Below are 22,717 nucleotides of genomic sequence, written 5' to 3'. Positions count from 1 at the left end.
TGATTTTCCTTGCGTTGCTCGAACGCGGCGAACCGTTCTTTTCGCTCAAGCTAACCTACAAGGGCAGCACCTTGACCGAAGCCCTGCTGAACGAAGAACCCGTGACTGTGAGCAGCGTCACACAAGGGTAATTGGGCTCTTTAAAAATTGGGTAAAAAAGTTACATTTGGGCCCGTTAAGAGTTTGTAAGTCTTTGTGAAAAAATATTTTACGTGATTGTATTAAACTATTAACGTAAAAAGAACTATCTTTATTAATACTCCAAACCAACCCCTAGCACCGCCAGCGACTCGTTCAAAGGCGGTGTATTTTTTTACCACTTTGCCAATGCATTTGTGATAATCAGGTCTTGGAGTTTTTCGATGGCGCGGGCCTGACCATGGCGGTCTTCGGTTTCGTTCGCCTGAACGTCATAAGTGCCTTCGGCACTCAGCGACTTGGATTCGTAAATCACCTTGTCCTTCACGTTGTCATAGAACTTGACACTCACGCGGATTGTCACGCGGTAGGTTTCGACATCGCTATTGCTGTTGTAGTTTTCAGGCTTGTTCGTATAGCTCAAGAGAGTCATTTCGAAGTCTGCCGTGGCATCACCGGTTACAAGGCGCACGCCGCCCGCATTCTTGCGGAACATTTCGACTACGCCTTCGCGAATGTTGTTGGCTAGCACCGGGTCAAGAGTCTTGTCTTCGACTTCGTGAATCTTGACCGTCTTGATATGGCTCGGAAGCGTGGATGCCGTAAAGCTGTAGCAACCACTCAGGAGCCCCACAAACAGGGTGACCGCGACTAAACAAAGTATACGAGACATGTTCCTTGAAAACATACTGCAAATTTAAAAAAAACACTCCCAGAGGGAGTGCCTTTTAGTCATCAATTACACAAATTCTTAGAGCGCGGTCTTGAAAGTCCTGGAACCGACCTTCACTATGTACACGCCCCTGGCTCCGGTATATACCTTCTGCACGTTCCCGATACCGCGGGTAGTACGGACGATATGGCCGAGGCTGTTGAACACCGTGATGGACTTGCCCTGGGCATTGGAAACCATGATGCTGTTGTCAGAAGACTTGTAGACAGAGATCGACGCCAAGCTTGCATCTAAGGCCAAAGCTTCGGTTCCTTCGCTAGAAGACGACTGCTTATGGGATTCGCTGCTAGAAGACTTCGGAGCTTCAGACGACGAAGAAGCAATTTCGCTAGAAGAGGATTCCGGTTCAGGCTTGTCGCTGATAAGACCATTCAAGTCCCACTGCTTCACAAAGTTCCAGATATCGGAAACATCGGCCTTGGAGGGACTATGCTGACGGCCCTCGAGCTTCAGGTGCTTCACATAGATACCGTTTTCGCAGGGGCCCCAAGTGTAAAGCGTAGCCCTGTTCTCGCTATTCGGGTGGTTGCTCTCAACTTCCGCCTGAGACGGGCACTTGAACTGGTCGCGGTAATTCTTCAGGTTGTTTTCGAGACCATCATAGCCCACCACGTTGTCGCTGGTTCCGTGAGTATGGAAAATAGGCACTGGACGCTGAGCCGTGCCGGCACCCATCATCAGGTAGCCGGAGCAGGGAGCAAAGGCAGCAATCTTGTCGGCGATCTTACCCATGGCATGGTAAGAGAGCATACCGCCCATGGAGAAGCCCGACATATACACGCGCTTTTTGTCGATTTTGTAGTCGTTGGCCAACTGGTCGATAATCTGCGTAATCCATTTGGTATCCTGGTCACCGCCGATATCCCAGGTGCTGTAACCCGTTGCGCCCTTGGGATAGGCTACAACAAAGCCCGCCGTATCGGCAACGGCTTCCCAGTGGGTATTGGACTGCTGATAATTGGGGTCCTGGTCCATGCCGTGGAACGACATGAGCAACGGACTATTGTCGGCGATACCGGACGGAGCATAGACGTAGACATCTCGGCCCGAAACAGACACCTTTTTATAGTCATTGATGGATTTTCCACCACCGCCTCCGCCCCAGCCGCCCCATTGAGCAAAAGACATCGACGCTGCTGCCAAAATTGGTAACAAGTATTTCATTTTTCACTCCCTATGTATATAATACCTAGGGATAATATATACCGAAAAAATAGGATTAAAATATTCCACGATTCAATTGTGTTGTTGCAAAAGACAACACAGAAAAATAATTTGCACTCCTTTTTTCTGCATTTTGAAATTCGAATTTCGAAATCAGAATCCCGAATTAACTATCTTTTCCGCGTAAAATTTTTCCAACCGAGGCATAAAATGCTTGACATTAAGAAAATCCGCGAAAATCCGGAATATTATATTGCTGAAACCGAAAAGAAATATACGACCGTAAGCCTTCGTGACGTGCTGGCTGTCGATAACGAACGCCGCCCGCTCCTCACCGAAGTCGAACGCCTCAAGAGCGAACGCAACGCCCAGTCCAAGCGCATTGGCGAACTCAAGAAGAAGGGCGAAAACGCGGACGAAGCTCAGGCCGCCACGCGCGAACTCGGCAACAAGATCGACGAACTTGACAAGAAGCTCAAGGACCTCGACTACAAGCAGACCGAAATGCTCATGCACGTGCCGAACATCGCTCCGCGTTCTCCGGAAGGCAAGGACAGCTCGGACAACGTTGTTGAAAAAGACGGCCCGATTCCCGCCGACTACTACACCAAGAACGATGACTTCGCTCGCGTGGACCACAAGACCCTCGGCGAACGCCTCGGCATTTTTGACTTTGAACGCGGCGCCAAGATTTCTGGTTCCGGCTTCCCGGTTTACCGCGGCTGGGGCTCTCGCCTCGAACGCGCTCTCATCCAGTTCTTCCTCGACGAACACATGAAGAACGGCTTCGAAGAATTCACTCCGCCGTACCTGGTGACCCGCAATACCATGCGCGGCACGGGCCAGCTCCCGAAGTTCGAAGAAGACATGTACCGCTGCGACAAGGACGACGACCTGTTCCTCATCCCGACTGCAGAAGTGCCTCTGACCAACCTCTACTCTGGCGAAGTGATTCCGGAATCTGAACTTCCGAAGCGCATTTGCGCCTACTCCGCTTGCTTCCGCCGCGAAGCTGGTAGCTACGGTAAGGACACCCGCGGTCTTCTCCGCTTGCACCAGTTCAACAAGGTCGAAATGGTTTACTTCGCCCATCCGGATCGCAGCTACGAAGACCATGAAGAACTCACCCGCTTCGGTGAAATGCTTTTGGAAAAGCTCGGCCTCCCCTACCACCGCCTGGCCCTCTGCAAGGGCGACCTCGGTTTCGGTGCAGCCAAGTGCTACGACCTCGAAGTTTACGCTCCGGTCGAAAAGAAGTGGCTCGAAGTCAGCTCCTGCTCCAACTTCGAAGACTACCAGGCTCGCCGCGCCAACATCAAGACCAAGATCGGCGGCAAGAACGTCTACGTCCACACGCTGAACGGTTCTGGCCTTGCTACCCCGCGCGTGATGGTCGGTATCTGCGACAACTACCAGCAGAAAGACGGCTCGCTCAAGATTCCTGAAGTGCTGCGTCCGTACATGGGTGGCATGGAAGTTATTGAGCCTAAGAAGTAATTTTACTCAAAAAAAGCGACTTTGATAAAGTAGTTTTACACAGTAAAATTTTTCAATACAAACGTATTGAAAGCTGAGTACAAAGTATATGGTTATGACTTGCATGGTCATAACCATTTTATTATCTTTCTCTTAAAATCAACCCCCCAATCCTCTCTCGAAAGGAGATACGAATGAACATTAAGCTTATTTCTGTCGTCTCTGCGCTCGCAGTGTCTGCTGCTGTCGCTCAGGACTATGATGACGAATACGAAGAATCCACCTCCTCTACCGAAAGCGTTCAGGAAGAAGCCCCGGCCGCTCCGGCACCGGAACCGGCACCTGCACCTGCCGCTGACTCTTCTACCACCTCCAGCTTCGACGCCCCGGCTGCTTCTGAAAACGTTCCGACTCCGGCTGCTACCGGCACGTTCAACGTTCTTCATGGCAACGCCTACAACATGGTCGGCAACCAGTTCGGAGCCTCCACCATCGATGGCGACATGGAAGCAGTCTACAAGATGAGCGGTCGTAAGCTGTTCTACGTCGAACCGACTGGCGAAGAAGGCGTTCTCGCTCTCGGTTCGGGCGCTATGACCTACCTCCTCGCTTTTGACAACAACACCACCCACAAGACCAACGTGACCCCGGCCGGTGTTAACCACCGCGGTGAATACACTGACATGGGTCTGTTGACTGTCGGTATCGCTACCCCGGCATTCGGTGTCGCAGTCGACGTTGCTATCGACAAGGCCTGGGAATCCGAAGAAGAAAAGGATCCGAACAACAAGGAAACCGAAGACCGCACAACGACTCAGGCTGGTGACTACATCAACGTGAAGTTCGGTGCTCCGCTCGGTGCCTTCGACATTACTGCTAACGTCTACTGGCTGACCTTCCGTCAGGAAGTGGACGTCGAAACCGACGACAACGGTGCCAAGACCGAAAATGATCCGGACTTCTGGGATATCGGCGCAAGCCTGACTCTTTCCAACGGTCCTTCCGCCAAGAACCTCGCCTGGGCAGTTGGCCTCGACTTCTTGCGCCAGAAGAGCGACAGCCGCGTGAAGGTTGCTAACACCACGACCGAAACCACCAACAACGACGCTTTCATCTTCATCCAGCCGCGTTTCAACTTCGCATTGCCGGTATTCACTGCTGAAAACGCTCAGGTGTTCCTCGGCTTGAATTCTCGCTTGCCGATCTTCATCTTCGATGAAATCGAAAACGGCAACCAGACCACCAATACTTACGACTTCGGCCTGTTCTCTACCCCGAACGTTCTCGCCGAAATGTCCCTCAACGAACACTGGATCCTCTTCGGTGGCGCAGCCTTCACTTGGAAGGTTATCGACTACAAGACCGAATGTGTTGAAGCTGGTCCGGCATCTGATGATACCTCCATCATCTCTATGCGTACCAACACCACCAACGCTAACGCTGGTCTCCGCTTCAGCTATGACCACTTGGTCATCGAAGCTTCTATTGCCGACAACCTGAACGACGATGCATGGTCCGGCCTTATCGGCAACCTCGGCATCTTCCTGATGTTCTAAGAGAGGCTTTATGAAAACCCTTGCTAAGATTATTTTGGCATCTAGCCTGATGACTCTTGCGGCTTGTTCCGGCAAGGGTTCTGGCGAATCTCGCATTCATGACATTCCGTCTGACGATGTCGATAATCCGACTCCGCACGTCATTGACGACGAAGGCAATAGTTCATCGGGTTTGTTTGCCTGCACTGACGCATCTGGATATTACTGTGCTGAAACCACAGATCAATCCTACAAGTCCGAATGCGACGTTACCGAAGGTGAGCAACTTCTGGATAAGTGCCCCTCCGGCGGTGTCAAGTGCGACATACCTATTCCGAACGTAACCTTCTACGTATACGAAGGAAGCGAAATGACATGCGACATGCTCAAGCTGCTCATGGCAATGACTGATGAAGGCAGCGATGTAGAATGGGAATTCTAAACCACTCTAATTGAGCTATTCAACAAAAAGGCGAATCTTTGAGAAATCAAAAGGTTCGCCTTTTTTTTATTTTTCAAGCCATGGTTCTGAATATTATTTGGCTCGTTTTCTTCTTTGGCGCTTTTGTCGCCTGCATAGTCCAGTGGATTGCCTTTGGCGACTCTGGAATTTTCAACAAAGCCATTCTCGGCGCCTTTGATATGTCCAAGACCGCATTCGAAATCGCCATCGGGCTTACCGGTATTCTTTCGCTTTGGCTCGGTATCATGAAGATTGGCGAAAAGGCGGGTGCTGTCCAGATTCTCGCTAAAATCGTCTCGCCGCTGTTCAGCCGACTTTTCCCCGAGATTCCGAAGAACCACCCGGTGATTGGCACCATGCTCATGAACATCAGCGCGAACATGCTCGGGCTCGACAATGCCGCCACCCCCATGGGCTTGCAGGCCATGAAGCAGTTGCAAGAAATCAACCCGAACGAAGATAAGTCTGTGGCAAGCAATTCCCAGATTATGTTCCTCGTGCTGAACGCCAGCGGCCTTACGCTGATTCCAGTAAGCATTATGACTTACCGCGCCCAAATGGGAGCCGCCAACCCGAGCGATGTGTTCTTGCCGCTTTTGCTTTCTACCTTCTTTAGCACCTTGGCCGGTATTTTCGCACTCAGTTTTTTTCAGAAAGTCAAGCTCAAAGACCCAGTCACAGTGGCCTGGCTCGCCGGACTTTCGGCCTGCGTTATTTCGATTATGGTGTACTTCAGCCACCTGAGCGCCGAAGCTATTGGCACCACCAGCCTTTTGATTAGCGGAATTGCCTTATTTGGAATTATTGTCGCCTTCCTTGGACTTGCCGTATACAAGAAGGTGCAAGCCTACGAAGCCTTTGTCGAAGGCGCTAAGGACGGATTCCACACCGCCGTCATGATTATCCCGAACTTGGTCGCCATTCTTGTGGGCGTGGCCGTATTCCGCGCCAGCGGCGCAATGGACTTGCTGCTGAATGGAGTCTCTTGGATTCTTGGACTTTGCGGCGTCGGTAACGACGTTGTGCCCGCCCTCCCCACCGCCATCATGAAACCCTTGAGCGGTAGCGGTGCCCGCGGCATGATGATTGATGCCATGAAGACTCTCGGTCCGGATAGTTTCGCTGGCCGCCTGAGCTGCATGTTCCAGGGGGCAGCCGATACGACGTTCTACATCATCGCCGTCTACTTCGGATCTGTAGGCGTTAAAAAGACCCGCCACGCAGTCACTTGCGCTTTAATCGCAGACGCCGCCGGCGTGATTGCCGCAATCGCAATCGCCTACCTGTTCTTCCCGCCTAATTAAGGAAGAAATCGAATTTGTGAGACAATTAAAAATCTACTAACCTTTCGCTTGCACAATAAGCAAAGCGAGGTAGCCAATATAAACGGCTAAAAGAATGGCTCCGGCGATACGGTTCAAACGGCCATCGCCTTTACGCCTAAAGCCAAGTACAATCAAGGCAACTGTTAAAGCAGTCATCAAAGGCATGTCGCGATAAGTGACAGCCTTTTCAATTTCATCCATCGGAGAAATGGTTGCAGCAAGGCCAACGACCGCAAGCGTATTGAACAAGTTCGAGCCGATGATATTGCCCAAGGCAAGATCGTTTTCGCCTTTGCGGGCCGCAGCAATGGAGCTTGCCAGTTCCGGCAACGACGTACCAATAGCCACAATCGTAAGGCCAATCAGCAAGTCGCTCACGCCAAGCGTACGGGCAATCACGACCGCACCCCAGACAAGCGCACGGGAACTCGCCACCAACAAGACAAGCCCAAGAACAAGCCACATAATGGACTTGCCCAAAGAAGCCTTCTCTGCAGGCTCACCTTCAGCCGCTTCCGGAGCCTCGGCACGCGCCTTGCGCAGTTCACGCCAAATGCTGTAACCCATCACCAGTGCAAAGACAACCAACAAAAGGATGCCATTCCAGCGCACCACGCTACCGTCCCACACCAGCACAATAGAAAGAATCGACACAGCGATCAGAATCGGCAAATCACCACGAATCACCGAACGCTGCATCAAAATCGGACAAATGAGCGCTGTCGCGCCAAGAATCAAAGCGATATTTGCAATGTTGCTGCCGTAAGCATTACCAAGCGCTAGTTCAGGGTTACCTTGCCCCGCTGAAAGTGCAGAGACCGTAAGTTCAGGAGCAGATGTTCCAAAGCCTACGATTACCATTCCAATGAGGAGCGTCGACATACCACAATATTCGGCAATACCGACAGCTCCGTCAACAAATTTGTCTGCACTCCAAACAAGAACGGCAAGGCCAATAACTACAGCAACAATTGCAAGAATCATATATTAGAACGGATAGACAGTAATTCCCAGATTCAGCGAAGAGGCATCCAGGTTCATGTTCATGTACTTGAGATGACCGTCGTACAAGTCGGACACGCCAAGGTTAGCCACAATGTCGAGCGAGAGGTATTCGTTCGCCAACACGGAGAAACCAAAGACGAAAGCGCAGTCCAAACTAGAACGGTATTCGTCCATCAAGTCAATCTTGTTAGAATGCTTTTTATCATTCGAGTCGGTATAAGAAACGCGAAGATCGTCCGTAAGCGGAACAGACATTTCTACACCAAGGTCAAAGAAAATTCTAGAAGTAGCAGACTTGAAGGTAAAGAGAACCGGCACATCAATCTTCTTCTGGGAGAATCTGAAGTTCGTCGGCACTTCGTTAATGTAGTAAGATTCGCTAGCCTTGCTCTGTTCATAAAGAACACCGAGCTTGATACCCATCGTGTAGGTATTCAACGGGATGATCGACATGAGACCAGCTCTCCAGCTAATGCCATTGTACTGGTCGCTGTCCCAATCGTTACCGGCCAGCTGGTAGGCACCCACAGAACCGCGGGCACCGATTTTGAACTTCATCGGGTAAAGGCCCCTGAGTTCGTCGAGAGTAACGGTGTCCTTGCCTTCGCGTTCAGCGACATAAACGGTACGAACGGGAACGCCATCTTCACGGGTATAAACGGTTTCGTAATAAACGGTGTTTCTTGCATCGCGGAACTGTTCAACTGCTTTAGCAGATGCGGCGGTCTTATCGGCATCGTCAGCACCACGAACAGCCTTCGGGGCTACAACGACAGCAGGTTCTGCGACAGGTTCTTCTGCAGGTGCGACAGGTGTTGCAGCAACAGCTGCGGGAGCAGCTTGTTCAGCAGGGGCTGCAGCCGGAGCTGCGGCATCGGCACCACGGACAGCAACAGGAGCGGCTTCTTCGGCCGGAGCAGCGGCAGGAGCGGAAGCGGCGGGAGCTGCAGTAGCTGCAGCGGGTTCCTGAGCAAAGGTAAATGCCGAAAGGGCAAGAACGCTAAGAATACCAGTGATTTTACGATTCATTTGAACCTCCATTTTTTACAACTTCATTATAGCATTTTTTCATATAGTTTGCAAAAAAATTGATAAAAAAAGCGACTAGACGGCAATTTACGCAGACAGAACCGCCTACGCCCCCAGTTTTACTACATTTTGGGCATGAATCTGAATATCGTTTCCTCTGAAAATCTCAAAAACACCGACAATAAGGCATACGCCCTCTTTTTTGTCAAGCAGTCTATCCAGTTTTCCAAGGAGCTCTCCGATGCAGCCCTTTCCCAAGTAGAATCGGTACTCAACGGCATGAACGACGGCCCTTTTGAAGACCTCGAATACCTCGAAATTGACGGTTGCAACACCTTCTTTGTGGACGCAGCCAAGGAACGCGGACTTTCTGCCCTCGACCACCTGCGTATGGCAGCCTACCGCTTGGCCAAGCGCGCCATGAAAAAACAGATTGCCACCGTGAGCCTGTTCCTGGCCGATGCTGCCGACGAACAGTTCAAGGCCATTTTGCACGGTCTGCATTACGCTGACTACAAGTTTGACGCCTACAAAAGCAAGCAAAAGCAGAACTTCCAGGTGACCTATGAAATCGTCGCCGGTGAACATGTCAAGGATTTCAAGAAAATTGCCGAAGATGTTGCCGTGGAACAGAAGGCCGTGACGCTCGCCAAGAACTTGATTAACACTTGTGCCGCCGACCTCTACCCCGCCGAATTCGTGGAACGCGCCAAGACAGTTGCCAAGTACACCGAAGGCTTGAGCATCAAGGTCCGCAACATGAAGCAGCTCGAAAAGGAAGGCTTCATGGGCCATGTGACCGTCGGCAAGGGCAGCTCTCACGAGCCGCACATGATTACGCTTGAATACAAGCCCGCAAAGCGCACTTCCAAGGACCACTTGGTGATTGTCGGCAAGGGTCTCACGTTTGATACCGGCGGCCTCTGCCTGAAACCGCCTAAATCCATGCCCGAAATGATTAGCGACATGAGTGGTGCTGCGACCGCGCTCGCCGCCATCCAGGCTATCGCCACCCTCAAGCTCCCGATTCGCGTGAGCGCCGTCTGCTGCCTCGCCGAAAATGCAATCGGCAATCAGTCGGTTCTCCCAGGTGATATCTTTACCGCCAAGAACGGCAAGACCGTCATGGTCGACAACACCGACGCCGAAGGCCGTCTGGTTCTCAGCGACGGACTTGCCGAAGCCGGCGAAATCGGTGCCACCCACATCGTGGACCTTGCCACCCTTACGGGCGCCATGGTCCGTGCCCTCGGTTACGCCGTCACGGGATTCTTCAGCAATGACGATGACCTTGGCCTGAAGGTGATTAACTGCGGCGAAGCCTGCTGCGAAAAGTTCTGGAGCATGCCGCTCGAAGAAGAATACGCCGACGCCCTCAAGGACAAGTTCGCCGACCTCAAGAATACGGGAAGCGACGCTGGCGCCATCTCTGCAGCACTCTTCCTCCAGGAATTCGTGCCCGAAAACACCGCCTGGACACACTGGGACATCGCCGGTACGGCATTCGTGACCAAGGCTTGGAAGTACACGGAATACGGCGCTACCGGATTTGGCGTGCAGACGCTTATCCAGCTTGCCCGCGAAATGGCCTGCAACGAATAATCGTACAGTACTTTTATACAATGAAAAACGACCGGGAAATCCCGGTCGTTTTCGTCTTAAAGACAAAGAAACACTACTATTTAAGAATCGGCTGGATATCTAGACCTAAGACCATCTGACCATAGTTTTCGGCACGAGAATCTTCGTCTGTAAGGACTATGCGAAGCGTAAAATCTTTATTGTAGTCTTGATAAAAGCCACCAACGCGAATAGTCTTGAATGGATTTTCTTCCCGATTTTCACTATATCCACCACGAGAAGATACAATGCGTTCTGCATTATGACTTAAACTAGTAGACATATTTGGATTTCCCCATCTCGAAAACACTTCAATTTCGAATTTTTGCGGGATACCACCAAGGTTATAAATATCGTTTCCGCTATTTAACCACGCGATAGAAACATTAAATCCATCAAAACCTCTAGCATCAGCATTTGGAATAAGATCGTTTCTAGAGAAATCAATTCTAATCTCTTTGCAGGATGACAAGCAAAAAATATCAGTTTTATTAGGACTATCCTTATATTCTTTCATCAAAGTATTGACATCCCCAATAAAATAGTAGGAAAAATGCCTATTATTTTCATCACTTTGATTAAACACAAGATCATCGTACCTAATTAATCTTGTATCCGCATTCCCTTTCCGTTGCCATGTATTTAACGCCACAGCCTTCACGACTTCCGGGTGCCACCTATAAAATTCATTAGTCGACAACATATTAGAAACCATACCCGCCGTAAGCGCTGCAGCCGCTTCTGTACCATCATAGAGCGGCTTGTATTCATAATAATTACCGCCCTTTGTATACGTTCTGCTATATTCAGGCAAATTCGGGAAATCAAAATAGTAATGCGAATAATTCATGAATTCTGGTTTATAAAACGTTTCATAACAAGGACGTTCCTTGCAACCAGCTGAATACCCAGTCGCTTTATTGGTAAACGGATCAATCGCACCCACGGTAATGGCATTTGCAGCAAGGGCTTTTCCGCCCACACCCTTGGTAGATTTATTGCCTGCACCAACAATTTCGACAGTACGATTGTCATATATGTAGTTGTCCAAAGTCTTTGCAGCAGAAGAATATTTTTTCGTAGGAGTGCCCCCATCCGCATGAAGCCCCATATATATCTGGGGCGTTGTCGTAGAAGGATTTGAAGGACGGGTTTTGGAAACAAAAAATCTAGATTTCAAAGAAGTAAGTTCAAGAGCTCTATACATCTTCGATGCTCGCATTTCAAACCCGATCATCGAATTGAAAACATCCATCGGTTTATCATCTGCAATAAAGAACGGAGCATAGGACATTGCAGGATTCAACCTCGTCGGAAGCCCCTCTTCTGATAGATAAACGCCGACATTACTATTGTTTAACCAACCACTGTATGCATAATCGTACAAGCCAAAATACGGATAATACTTAATAGTCTTGTTACTTTCATAAGGAGAAGCTTCTACTGGGTAGGGGCTTGGCACTACATAAGGCGTTTCTTGCATGTAATACCCACTTAAATAACTTCTTGAAGGACCAGCTTCTGAAGCATATTGATAGGACGAAGGCAAATCTCTATTATCAACAGAAACTTTGATAAATTTTTTATTTGCTTTATTTAGATATGAATTTACACTTTTTCCATCATAGCGTCCAACAGTTACAGATTCACCACAAGCCACACCCGTCATTAAATTACCACAATCGCTAAACGCATAACCTCCTGGACCAAATTTTCCAACAATTGCTTTAGCGTTTTTAGTGCCCGAAGCTCGTTTTGTCAAGGCATGGTTCCCTAAAGAAGAACTAATCGTCTGTTCTTCACTTTTTTTCATCTTGGAATAGTCTATGTCTTTATAGACCATCGGAGAGTTCATTTTGCTATTCTTACGACCGAGCAAATCGTAATTGACATCAGCAGCATTTACCGCTACGCAACTTGCAGCAAGCAAAGCTAAGTATTGTTTTTTCATTTCTACATCCTTTGTTTGTAATGGTGTGTAGACAAAATATAATTTTGTTATACTTTATCAAAAATATATCAAACAAACTTTTTATATTAGGCAAATGCTTTATTTTTGCTATGTTTTACCTTATACAACATTTGTCATACAAATTATATTTCATTAATTTTACCTACTTAAAAAAACACAGGCCATCTCTCTTTCACCTCAAAAACATACTGACCACCCCTCCAAGAATCACACCTTCCATTTCATGGCTCCAAAAAAGCCCTTTTAGGCACCCAAAATCCTAATTATCGCCAAATTTTTCTATTTTTGGCACGTATGAAGAACGTTGATACGATTGCCGTTTTGGACTTTGGCGGGCAGTACGCCCACCTGATTGCTAACCGCGTGCGCCGCTTGGGCGTGTTTACCGAAATTCACTCCCCCGCCGCCCCGGTCTCTGAGCTGGAAGGCGTGAAGGGAATCATTTACAGTGGCGGCCCCTCCAGCGTGTACGCGGCCGACGCCCCGGAATACAATCCCGAAATTTTGGACCTCCCGGTGCCGAAGCTCGGCATCTGCTACGGTCACCAGCTCATCGCCCAGCAGTTGGGCGGTCACGTTGAACCGGGCAAGGTCAAGGAATACGGCATTGCCGACCTGATTGTGGGCGACGAAAAGTGCCCGATTTTGAAGGACCTTCCGAAGGCTAGCCCCATGTGGATGAGCCACGGCGACCAGGTGACGAAGCTCCCCAAGGGCTACAAGATTGTGGCCAGCACCAAGGACTGCGAAATCGCCGCTGTTGCTTTCGATAGCGACAAGCCCGAACGCCAGATTTTTGGCATCCAGTTCCACCCCGAAGTCACGCACAGTAAGTTCGGTATGAAGTTGCTCGAAAACTTCATCGACTTCACGGGCGCGAAGAAGACTTGGAACATGAAGAGCTACCTGCCGCTCATCACGCAGAGAATCAAGGACCAGGTCAAGGACCGCAAGGTGTTCCTGCTCGTGTCCGGCGGCGTGGACTCCACCGTAGCATTCGTGCTCCTGAACCGCGTGCTCGGACCGGAAAAGGTCCTAGGCTTGCACGTGGACAACGGCATGATGCGCCTCGGCGAATCCCAGAAAATTATGGACTTCCTCACCAAGGAAGGCATGAACAACCTGAAGGTGCGCGACGCCAGCGAACACTTCCTCGCAAAGCTCAAGGGCGTGACTGCGCCCGAAACCAAGCGCGGCATCATCGGTAAGGAATTCTTGACGGTGAAGGACGAGGAAATGGCAAAGCTCAACCTTGATCCGAACCAGTGGATGATGGCTCAGGGAACCATCTACCCCGACACCATCGAAAGCGGCGGCACCAAGAATGCCGACAAGATCAAGACGCACCACAACCGCGTGCAGGAAGTTTTGGACCTCATGGAAAAGGGCCTCGTACTCGAACCGCTCGCCGACCTGTACAAGGACGAAGTTCGCGCCCTCGGCGAAGAACTGGGCATTCCGCACAACCTCGTGTGGCGTCACCCGTTCCCGGGGCCGGGCCTCGGCGTTCGTCTGCTCTGCAGCGAAGGCAAGCTCTCCGATGACATGGTCAAGTTCGAAGACGTGAAGGACACCGCTGGCAACAGCCTCGCCGACTACCTGAAGGCAAACAACATAGCAGGTCGCATGCTCCCCATCAAGAGCGTGGGCGTGCAGGGAGACGGCCGTACTTACGCACAGCCGTTCCTCATCACGACTCAGGGCCTCAGCTGGAAGGATTGCGAAAAGTTCTCTACCGAACTTGCCAACCGTTTCAAGGCTATCAACCGTGTCATCTACCAAATTGGTAGCGTCGCCGACGAAGACCCGAAGCTTGTCGAACAGTACGCTACCCGCGAAAACTTCGACACGCTCCGCAAGTTCGACAACATTTGTACTGAATTCTTGCAGGCCAACGACTTGTACGAAAAGATTTGGCAGATGCCGGTGGTTCTCGTTCCGCTCCGTACGGCAAACAAGCCCTGCATCGTGATGCGCCCGGTGAACTCCACCGAAGCCATGACCGCAAACTTCGCCGAAATCGACCAGGGAATGCTCGCCGGACTCTGGCGCAAGTTCGAAGCCGAAGGCGCAGGCAGCCTGTGGTACGACGTAACGCATAAGCCGCCCGGAACTATCGAGTGGGAATAATTTTTTAACGAAAGCCCACTCCTTTTTACGCCCGAATTCATTCGGGCTTTTTTCAAAAAAGGATATAACATGGCTGGTATTACATACGAAATAGACGACAAGAACCTTGTCGAACAAATTCGTAACGACGCACAAAACGCCGCGAAAGAAGTTGTCGAAAAGGCCCGCCTCACGGCAGGCAATATCGTGGTTATCGGTTGCAGCACGAGTTCCACTCTCGGAAACGACATCGGTAGCCATTCTGTGCCCGAAGTTGGCAAGGCCATTTTCGAGGGTTTGCAGTCTGTATTCAAACCACTCGGCATCTACATTGCTGCGCAGTGCTGCGAGCACCTAAACCGCGCCATCATCATTGAGCGCGCGGCCGTGCCGAACGCCGAAATTGTAAACGTAGTTCCGCAACCCAAGGCCGGGGGCTCGTTCGCCACCGCCTGCTACGGAGCATTCGAGCATCCCGTTGCCCTCGAGCATATCAAGGCAAACGCAGGCCTCGACATCGGCGGCACGCTTATCGGCATGCACCTGAAAGAAGTCGCCGTTCCCCTGCACATGCAGCAAACTCATGTCGGCAAGGCAATCCTGATTGCGGCCCGCACCCGCCCGAAATTCATCGGCGGAGAACGCGCCCACTACGACGAAAGTCTCAAGGACGGCTACCCGAAATTCTAAAAAAAACGAATATTCCAAATTGGAGTAAGAAAATCGTAATAAAACGGGACTTTTTTCAAAGGAAAGCCCCTTTTTTCGTCTCGTTTAGTTAAATTGAGTTCGAGATAAGGAGAAAATGTTTGTTATGCAAGAAGGTCCCGACTTAAATCGTGGTAACATAAATCTTGAAAAAACAGACCCCATTACAGGCCTAGATACTACGGCTTGGTTCTTTTCTCAAACCCAAAGAGACCCAAACTTCTACCCGCTTCATAAATCGACCATTACGTTCTTTAACGTAATGAACTTCAAGACGATTAACCAGAGATTTTCTTACCCGGGCGGAAACGCCTACCTGTGCAAGTTTAGGGACGAACTCAAGCGCATTTTTGAAGGTGAAAACGTATTACGAGCCGGCGCAGACCATCTTGTAGTCATCAGCCTAAATCTCGCTATCGAAGATATAGCCGACAGAATCAAAGAATTAAACCTGGTAATGGGACGCTTCGAAGGCGGACTTAGAAATCAGATCAAGGCGGGCATCTACGTTTCCGACGGTTCACCGCAAAAACCCATCGTGATGATGGACAGAGCCTCTCTTGCCTGTCGCGAAGTCCATGGCATTTTCAACAAAGACTACGCCGTTTTTGACGACACGCTCAAGAACAAGCTCGAACAAAAGCAGTACGTACTGGACCATTTCGAAGAAGCTTTTGAAAAAGGCTACTTCCATGTCTATTACCAGCCCGTGGTTCGTGCCCTTACCGGAAAAATCTGCGGATACGAAGCCCTCGCCCGCTGGATTGACCCCGTAAAAGGAATGATTTCCCCCTTAATCTTCATCGATGTTCTTGAAAAAGTTCACCTGATCCACAAGTTAGACGCCTACATTATCGAACAAGCATGCAAGGACCTTCGTGACGACATCAATAGCGGATACGCCTACCAGCCGATTTCGGTGAACCTTTCCAGACTAGACTTTGAATTAAGCGATATCAAATCGGTCGTTGACAAAGTTGTCGCCAAGTACAAAGTACCCAAGGAATACATTGTCCTTGAAGTCACCGAAAGCGCTTTTGCCTCTGACCAGAAAAGCCTCGGCGAAACGATCAAGGAATTCCGCGATGACGGATACCAGGTATGGCTCGACGACTTCGGTTCCGGATTCAGTTCGTTCAACAACCTGCAGATCTACGATTTTGATTTCCTCAAAATCGACATGAACTTCTTGCGCACATTCGACCAGAACCCGAAGTCAAGGGTGATTATCGCCTCGATTGTCGACATGGCGAAAAAACTCGGCATTCACACGCTTGCCGAAGGGGTCGAAACGGAAGAACAGTACGAATTTCTGAAGCGCATCGGCTGCGAACTGATTCAAGGTTACTACTTCTACAAGCCCATTCCGCTTGAAGATTACCACACAAGGCGCGCAGAACTTTGCAGCTTCGAGACCAACGAAAGCCCCGAAGACCGCCTTTACTTTGACGAAATTGGCCGAATCAACTTCTTGGACAACACTCCGCTCCGTGAACACAAGCTCGAAATCGCGAGCGACATTCCGATTGCAATCGTTGAAGGGGTAAACCGTAAATACAGATTTATTTTCGTGAACAACGCCTTCAAGAAAGCGATGAGGACATTCGGAGCCGAAACCACAGATGAAGTTCTCGATCGTTTAAATAAAAACGACCCAGGAATCCTTCGTAGACGGTATGAAGGGCTCGTCCATTCAGAAAAAACGCACGAAATTGTCGAATTCTTTGAAGAATTCGGTGACGTTAAAATTGTAAGCAGAGCTCGTTTCTTGATCCGCATAGGCGACAAAGTGGCCTATGCATTCATCATCAAGGTGCTGTCTCGCTAGAAAAAAGCGTAAAAAAACACACAAACTATAAAAAAAGTGAAAATTTTTCACTTTTTTTCGCGAAAAATTTCCTTTTTTACAAAAAATTTTATAATATAGCGTTAAAGAATACGAAAACGCCTTTACCAAGGAGAAAATATGGCTGGAAAGAAGAGCAAGAACGCGCTGGATGACGATCCGATTATTCCGAACGACGACCTCGAAATGGAAGAAGCTTCCATCTTCGAAGAAGAGGACGACGATTCCGAAGACAAGGGTATCGACGAAATCCTCGGCGGTGCAACTCTTGGCCGTGCTGCAGGTGACCTCGACGGCTGGGGCAGCTCCGAATACGAGGATAACTAATTTCTCGTGAACCGCGAGGAACTTAAAGAGAAATACGGCAAAAAACGCGTGCCCCACGAATGGCGGGGTACTGATTTGTTGTCTACTCTCATAACAACCTTTTTTGGCTCGGGCATGTCGCCCAAAGCTCCTGGAACCATGGGAAGTTTGGCCGCTACTATTGTCGCCTACCCCATGGCCCTTTTCGCGACAAAATTCGATCATATTTTCTACGGGCTCAACCCGTTATTTTTTGTTGCCGCCATCATCGTTTTCTTTGCAGCAATCCCCTTCGTAAACAAAGCCATGAAGGATACGGGCACCGAAGACCCGGGCTGGATTGTGATTGACGAAGTCTGCGGAATCTTCATGACCTTCGCGCTCGTCAACCCTTACATTATTGTAGATAACCCCATTACGCTTCTAGTCGGTTTTGGGTTATTCCGCTTTTTCGACATCCTTAAGCCGCTCGGTATTCACCGCTTTGAGAAATTTCCCGGAGCATGGGGCGTCATGGCCGACGACTTGCTCGGCGGAATCTATGCAGGAATACTGATGTTCCCCATCAGCATTGCGATTGACTTTATTTCTCTCTAGCTTTTAGTAATTCTTGAGGCAGCGCACGGAATACATGTTGCTGCTGACATCGAATTCCATCGAAAAATCGCCCGGAGGGGCCAAGTGCCAACCATAGGCATCCCCATCTTCGCTTGTAGCGCTCCAGAAATGCGCAGATTTGCCTAAATCCATGAAAGCATCGGTCGCCTTGCCTGCCGGCACCACATCGAATCCGTAACGGTCAGAGCCATCCCACTTGTCGCGGGACTTGAGGCTCACCCAGGCAGCTTCCTTGCCGTCGCTATCCTCGATAACAGAGCGAAAGCGTTTCCATTCGTCGTTTTCGGGCAAATGCCAGCCTGAAGGGCAAGCCTTCTTGGCGGTTTCGAAGGTGTAAAGACGACCGTACTTGGCACAGTTTACGGGCTTATTGTCGTAGCAGGCGCTACCTTCTACCTTGTATGCGATATTTTCGGCCATCCAGACACGACTTCCGACAACTACGGTCCTGTAAGTATGGCCGTCGCGGGCATCGCGGAAAGTCCCCGTCTGCGGAATCGCAAAAGAAAGCGTCGCCAGCGCAAGAGACAAGAAAGCAAAAAAATTCTTCAAAAAAAACATGGAATGAAGATAGAAAATCTCTAGATAAAGGAGACCCCCGCTCAAGGCGGGGGTGACATCCTAGGTAATTTGGTTTATTGCCAAATTAAACCTTAAGCTCTCCAGCGTCGATATTGCTCCAATCCGGAACGGCCTCAATAGCGGGACGCACTTCCTCAGAGACGAATTTGACAACCTGTCCCGGAGCGCGGCCCACGAACTTGCGGAGGTCGAGGATTTCCTTAAGCTTGGCTTCGGTGATGCCGAGCTTCTGGAACTTTTCGTTCTTGAGCACGCGTTCGAGCAAGTCGTTGTCCTTGCCCTGTTCCTTCACGACCTTGCCAGCTTCCATGGACATCACGCGGATTTCTTCGTGGAGTTCCTGACGGTCGCCGCCATTCTTCACGCCTTCCATGATGATGTTTTCGGTAGCCATGAACGGGAGTTCTGCCATAATGCGCTTTTCGATAACCTTCGGATAAACCACGAGGCCGTTGGTCACGTTTTCAGCGATGATGAGCATAGCATCCATAGCGAGGAACGCTTCCGGGATGGCGAGGCGCTTGTTGGCGCTATCGTCGAGGGTGCGTTCGAACCACTGCGTTGCCTGCGTGAAGGCGGTGCTGTTGACCTGAGCCATCACAAAACGGGCCAGGGAGCAAATACGTTCGCTGCGCATCGGGTTACGCTTGTAAGCCATGGCGCTGGAGCCGATCTGGGTCTTTTCGAAGGGTTCTTCCACTTCCTTCACACCCTGCATGAGGCGCATGTCGGTAGCAAACTTGTGCAGAGACTGAGCGATGGAGCTGAGTACCTGGTTCACGCGGTTGTCCCACTTACGGGTGTAGGTCTGACCGGTGATGGTGAGCACGCGCTTGAAGCCCGCCTTGGCGGTCACGCGGCGGTCGAGTTCCATAATCTTTTCTTCGTCACCGTTGAACAGGTCCATAAAGCTGGCCTGCGTACCGGTGGTGCCCTTCACGCCGCGGAACGGGAGAACTTCAATAAGGAAGTTGAGTTCTTCGAGGTCGATGAGCATGTCCTGGAGCCAAAGGCAAGCGCGCTTACCCACGGTCGTGAGCTGGGCGGCCTGGAAGTGCGTGGCACCGAGCTGGGCCATGTCCTTGTATTCCATGGCAAACTTGGAAAGCTTGTCCATCACTCGGCAGAGGCGCTTCCTAACGAGGATCATAGCCTGCTGCATCTGGATAAGGTCGGTGTTGTCACCCACGAAAGCAGACGTTGCACCGAGGTGAATGATGCCCTTAGCCTTCGGGCACTGCACGCCGTAAGCGTAAACGTGGCTCATCACATCGTGACGGCGGCGCTTTTCTTCTTCTTCGGCGACTTCGAAGTTGATATCCTTTTCGTGAGCCTTCAGTTCGTCCACCTGCTCCTGAGTAATGGGGAGGCCGAGTTCCATTTCGGATTCGGCAAGGTAAATCCACAGCTTACGCCAAGTCTGGAACTTGTACTGCGGGCTGAAGATGAAACTCATTTCTTTGGAAGCATAGCGCTTGATGAGCGGGCTTTCGAATTGATCACGCATGATTTATCCTTGGTTTTAATTTTTGCAAGGATAAATGTAGAAAATTACCTGAATTCGGGAGCGATGGTCATAATCATATTCACACCATGCAAGCCATGGAAACCGAACTGCAGGCGGAAAAGGTAAAGGTTCGGCTGGCGAACACGGATACCGAAGCCCCAGGAATTGTAGTAATGATCAAAGCTCCACTTGTCGATTTTCGGAGCAATCAGGGCATATTCATCAAAAAGAACACCATCTACCAGGCGATCCACCGGCCAGCGGTATTCCATGCTCAAAGACATCAGGTTATGGGTCGTCCATTTATCGCTGTAACCGCGCAAAGGAGACCTCGCATTCAAGGTGATAAACGCATTGTGCGGAGCTCCACCCTCTTCGACTTCCCAAAGGTTTACCATACGGTATTGGACCGCTATGACGCGGCGTTCAAAAAGCGTATTGCGCACCTGTTCTGGACGCCACACGCGAACAGCCTCGTCCCACGAAAAGTCCGTGTAGAACCTACGATTTTCGCGACCTTCTTTTGCCGAAAGCACGTACTTTTTAGCATTTCCCAAATAAAAATAATGCTGGAAAATGAATTCCGTGATGATGAAATCATGATTCAAGCCACCGTCCTTGATGACTTCATCTTGATCGTCTTCAGGCGTAATTCCCAAATCTTCGTAGCGTACACCCGAATATTCTCCCACAACCGTATAATTTCCATTCAACACAACACGGGTGCCACGCGAGGGAGCATACGGGCAATCCAGATCGTCGTACACAAACGAAAGGCCTATCGGAATCTGCGTAACATTCTGGTAAAGGCCCCTGTCTTCTATTTTGTATTCATCGCTAATCAAGACAGAATCTTGAACATCGGGGTGACTGGCGCGGCTAAAATACAGCGAAGTAGAAAGTTCCGCATTCCAGTTCGAAGTGTAAGCAATCGGAGCTCCCAAGCGCCAGGAGAACTGGTAGCTGGAATCTGGCTGCAGGTAGTTTCTCTTTGTTTCGGGAATGGTAAAACGGCTGTCGCGGTCTAGGTCAATGTCGTAACGGAATCCGCCAAAGAAGCGGGTTCCAAACAGTGATTGTTTGTTGTAGCGGGCCGTAAAGCCGACATCGCCATTGGCGTAGTATTCCCCCTGTAGCACCAAGTAATCTCTATTGAAAAACACACTACGATGGCGGTAATTCGCCCCCACCATGGTTCGTGAACCCGGCTTGAAATTGAAGCTCGGGTAGATCATGATTTTGTAGTCTTCTCCAAAAGAAATCAACTCAACCGATTTTTCGACAATACCGTTCTTGATGGCGTAGTCCATAGGCTTTGCCACCGGGTAAATCAGGCCGTTCAAGAAAGGTTGGATAATATATTCAAGCGGCCACGACAAAGCCGACTTTTCAGTATTTTCAGAAACTTGTTCAGTAGAATCAGAAGGAGTTTCGTCTTCGGCATAGGCAAATACAGCGCCAAGTGAGCACAGCGCAACAATTACCCAAACAAAGAGACTTTGCGACTCCCTTTTTACCATGCCTACAATTTAGTTTATTAATTCAAACAAAGAATATAATAGTTATATTATTTATATGTTTTCGGCTTTTGCCAAATTGATTCGAAAGATTGCCCATTATCCTAAAGCGATGATCGGGTTGTTTCTTGCGATTACCTTGTTGTGCATTTACCCCATCGAGAACCTGCGTTGGGAAATCCAGTTGCAAGATACCCTGAAAGGACATCAGGTCGAAGCAGATTATCAAGCGATAGAAAACGCATTCGGTGGACTCGGAAGTTTGACCATTGTCATTCAGTCCAAAGACAGCGCCGCCAATTTCAAGTTTGCCCAAAATCTTGCGAAGCACCTTGAAAACGATCCGCAGGTTCATTACGCCGAATACACGACCGACCTTGAATTTTTCAAGAAAAACAGACTTTTATACGCAAGCGAAAACGATCTTGACCAAGTCATCGAAAAACTGGACAGCCTAAAAACAGTCGAAGTCAACAAGCATAACCCCCTGATTGTCGACTTGACCGAAACCAATCCGGCACCGGCTGCCGCCCCTGCCCGCGATACAATTGAAATCATTTCGCAAATCGAATCCAAGTATTTCAAGAGTCTGCAACAAGATTTTTCGAACCAGCAGGGTTCTATTCGCGTGGTCGACATCTACCCTACCACATCGGTTTCGGATTTGAAGGCGAACCGCGAGCTCTTGCGAAAAGTTGAAAAATTTGTCGAAGACAACGGGAAAGGCATTAACGTCTACTATACCGGAAAGGTATACGATTCCATTAAAGCAGGAAAGGCATTGCTTCCCGAAGCGAAGTTTGCAGGCGGGATTGCAGCCCTCATCATCCTTGTTCTTCTGATTATCAATTTCTACCGCCAGCCGCAGCTGATTTTCATTTCGGCGGTTCCACTTGCCATTCCGACCGTTTTTACGCTGGCCTGCGCCTACCTGCTGTTCGGGCGAATCAACCTGTTTACGCTTTCCCTTGGACTCTTGTTACCGGGACATGCCTGCCAGATTCTCACGCATGTATACACCCGGTACTTCCATGAACGCGAACAGAAACTGAGCCCCGCCCTCT

The 22,717-nt window shown here is 49.8% G+C and carries 18 protein-coding genes and 1 pseudogene; 11 read left to right on the top strand and 8 right to left on the bottom strand.

The annotated features are described in order from the left end of the window. Window positions 1–313: 313 nt before the first annotated feature. Complete coding sequence (gene lptE, locus QZN53_RS11405) at window positions 314–811, bottom strand: LPS assembly lipoprotein LptE (RefSeq protein WP_233144352.1); 498 nt, start codon at window positions 809–811, stop codon at window positions 314–316. A 78-nt stretch (window positions 812–889) separates the two neighbouring features. After that, the gene (locus tag QZN53_RS11400) at window positions 890–2,035 is read right to left on the bottom strand and encodes a PHB depolymerase family esterase (RefSeq protein WP_163439064.1); all 1,146 of its coding nucleotides are present in this window, start codon (window positions 2,033–2,035) and stop codon (window positions 890–892) included. Between the two features lie 210 nt (window positions 2,036–2,245). Here QZN53_RS11400 and serS point away from each other — a divergent pair, with 210 nt between their 5' ends. The 4 genes from serS to QZN53_RS11380 all read left to right on the top strand — a co-directional run bounded on the left by serS (window position 2,246) and on the right by QZN53_RS11380 (window position 6,813). Then, window positions 2,246–3,532: a serine--tRNA ligase gene (serS, locus tag QZN53_RS11395; protein ID WP_163439063.1), complete on the top strand. Its 1,287-nt coding sequence runs from the start codon at window positions 2,246–2,248 to the stop codon at window positions 3,530–3,532. Between the two features lie 173 nt (window positions 3,533–3,705). Beyond that, on the top strand, window positions 3,706–5,067 hold the full coding sequence (locus QZN53_RS11390; RefSeq protein WP_163439062.1) for a hypothetical protein: 1,362 nt from the start codon (window positions 3,706–3,708) through the stop codon (window positions 5,065–5,067). 10 nt (window positions 5,068–5,077) lie between these two features. Next, a complete protein-coding gene (locus QZN53_RS11385) occupies window positions 5,078–5,488 on the top strand; it encodes a hypothetical protein (RefSeq protein ID WP_163439061.1) in 411 nt (136 codons plus the stop codon). A gap of 80 nt (window positions 5,489–5,568) precedes the next feature. Then, a complete protein-coding gene (locus tag QZN53_RS11380) occupies window positions 5,569–6,813 on the top strand; it encodes a nucleoside recognition domain-containing protein (RefSeq protein ID WP_163439060.1) in 1,245 nt (414 codons plus the stop codon). A 36-nt stretch (window positions 6,814–6,849) separates the two neighbouring features. Here QZN53_RS11380 and QZN53_RS11375 read toward each other — a convergent pair whose 3' ends face one another. Together QZN53_RS11375 and QZN53_RS11370 are read right to left on the bottom strand one after the other, a co-directional pair. Beyond that, a complete protein-coding gene (locus QZN53_RS11375) occupies window positions 6,850–7,818 on the bottom strand; it encodes a calcium/sodium antiporter (RefSeq protein ID WP_163439059.1) in 969 nt (322 codons plus the stop codon). 3 nt (window positions 7,819–7,821) lie between these two features. Beyond that, the gene (locus tag QZN53_RS11370) at window positions 7,822–8,868 is read right to left on the bottom strand and encodes an outer membrane beta-barrel protein (RefSeq protein WP_163439058.1); all 1,047 of its coding nucleotides are present in this window, start codon (window positions 8,866–8,868) and stop codon (window positions 7,822–7,824) included. Between the two features lie 135 nt (window positions 8,869–9,003). Here QZN53_RS11370 and QZN53_RS11365 point away from each other — a divergent pair, with 135 nt between their 5' ends. Next, window positions 9,004–10,470, top strand: a complete 1,467-nt coding sequence (locus tag QZN53_RS11365; RefSeq protein ID WP_163439057.1) for a M17 family metallopeptidase — start codon at window positions 9,004–9,006, stop codon at window positions 10,468–10,470. 76 nt (window positions 10,471–10,546) lie between these two features. On the opposite strand, the gene QZN53_RS11360 is transcribed toward QZN53_RS11365, so the two are convergent. After that, complete coding sequence (locus tag QZN53_RS11360; RefSeq protein WP_163439056.1) at window positions 10,547–12,439, bottom strand: S8 family serine peptidase; 1,893 nt, start codon at window positions 12,437–12,439, stop codon at window positions 10,547–10,549. A gap of 315 nt (window positions 12,440–12,754) precedes the next feature. Here QZN53_RS11360 and guaA point away from each other — a divergent pair, with 315 nt between their 5' ends. The 5 genes from guaA to QZN53_RS11335 all read left to right on the top strand — a co-directional run bounded on the left by guaA (window position 12,755) and on the right by QZN53_RS11335 (window position 18,026). Beyond that, complete coding sequence (gene guaA, locus QZN53_RS11355) at window positions 12,755–14,590, top strand: glutamine-hydrolyzing GMP synthase (protein ID WP_163439055.1); 1,836 nt, start codon at window positions 12,755–12,757, stop codon at window positions 14,588–14,590. A 69-nt stretch (window positions 14,591–14,659) separates the two neighbouring features. Then, complete coding sequence (locus QZN53_RS11350; protein ID WP_163439054.1) at window positions 14,660–15,259, top strand: TIGR01440 family protein; 600 nt, start codon at window positions 14,660–14,662, stop codon at window positions 15,257–15,259. Window positions 15,260–15,374: 115 nt separating this feature from the next. Next, the gene (locus QZN53_RS11345) at window positions 15,375–17,105 is read left to right on the top strand and encodes an EAL domain-containing protein (RefSeq protein WP_163439053.1); all 1,731 of its coding nucleotides are present in this window, start codon (window positions 15,375–15,377) and stop codon (window positions 17,103–17,105) included. Between the two features lie 138 nt (window positions 17,106–17,243). Further along, window positions 17,244–17,450 (top strand): hypothetical protein, encoded by a 207-nt coding sequence (locus QZN53_RS11340; protein WP_073054201.1) that lies wholly within the window; start codon window positions 17,244–17,246, stop codon window positions 17,448–17,450. A gap of 6 nt (window positions 17,451–17,456) precedes the next feature. Continuing rightward, the gene (locus tag QZN53_RS11335) at window positions 17,457–18,026 is read left to right on the top strand and encodes a phosphatidylglycerophosphatase A (protein ID WP_163439052.1); all 570 of its coding nucleotides are present in this window, start codon (window positions 17,457–17,459) and stop codon (window positions 18,024–18,026) included. A 3-nt stretch (window positions 18,027–18,029) separates the two neighbouring features. Here the strand turns inward: QZN53_RS11335 and QZN53_RS11330 are convergent, their stop codons facing one another. The 3 genes from QZN53_RS11330 to QZN53_RS11320 form a co-directional block, all read right to left on the bottom strand. Continuing rightward, the gene (locus tag QZN53_RS11330) at window positions 18,030–18,578 is read right to left on the bottom strand and encodes a fibrobacter succinogenes major paralogous domain-containing protein (RefSeq protein ID WP_163439051.1); all 549 of its coding nucleotides are present in this window, start codon (window positions 18,576–18,578) and stop codon (window positions 18,030–18,032) included. A 115-nt stretch (window positions 18,579–18,693) separates the two neighbouring features. Further along, window positions 18,694–20,136, bottom strand: a complete 1,443-nt coding sequence (gene purB, locus QZN53_RS11325; protein WP_163439050.1) for an adenylosuccinate lyase — start codon at window positions 20,134–20,136, stop codon at window positions 18,694–18,696. 44 nt (window positions 20,137–20,180) lie between these two features. Then, window positions 20,181–21,656 (bottom strand): BamA/TamA family outer membrane protein, encoded by a 1,476-nt coding sequence (locus tag QZN53_RS11320; protein ID WP_163439049.1) that lies wholly within the window; start codon window positions 21,654–21,656, stop codon window positions 20,181–20,183. Window positions 21,657–21,765: 109 nt separating this feature from the next. Here QZN53_RS11320 and QZN53_RS11315 point away from each other — a divergent pair. Continuing rightward, window positions 21,766–22,717: pseudogene (locus tag QZN53_RS11315) on the top strand (RND transporter); the annotation flags it as partial.

This window comes from uncultured Fibrobacter sp., from assembly GCF_900316465.1.
Taxonomy (GTDB): Bacteria; Fibrobacterota; Fibrobacteria; order Fibrobacterales; family Fibrobacteraceae; genus Fibrobacter.
The sequence above is the reverse complement of the archived record's forward strand: the minus strand, read 5'-3'. Positions and strand labels throughout refer to the sequence as shown.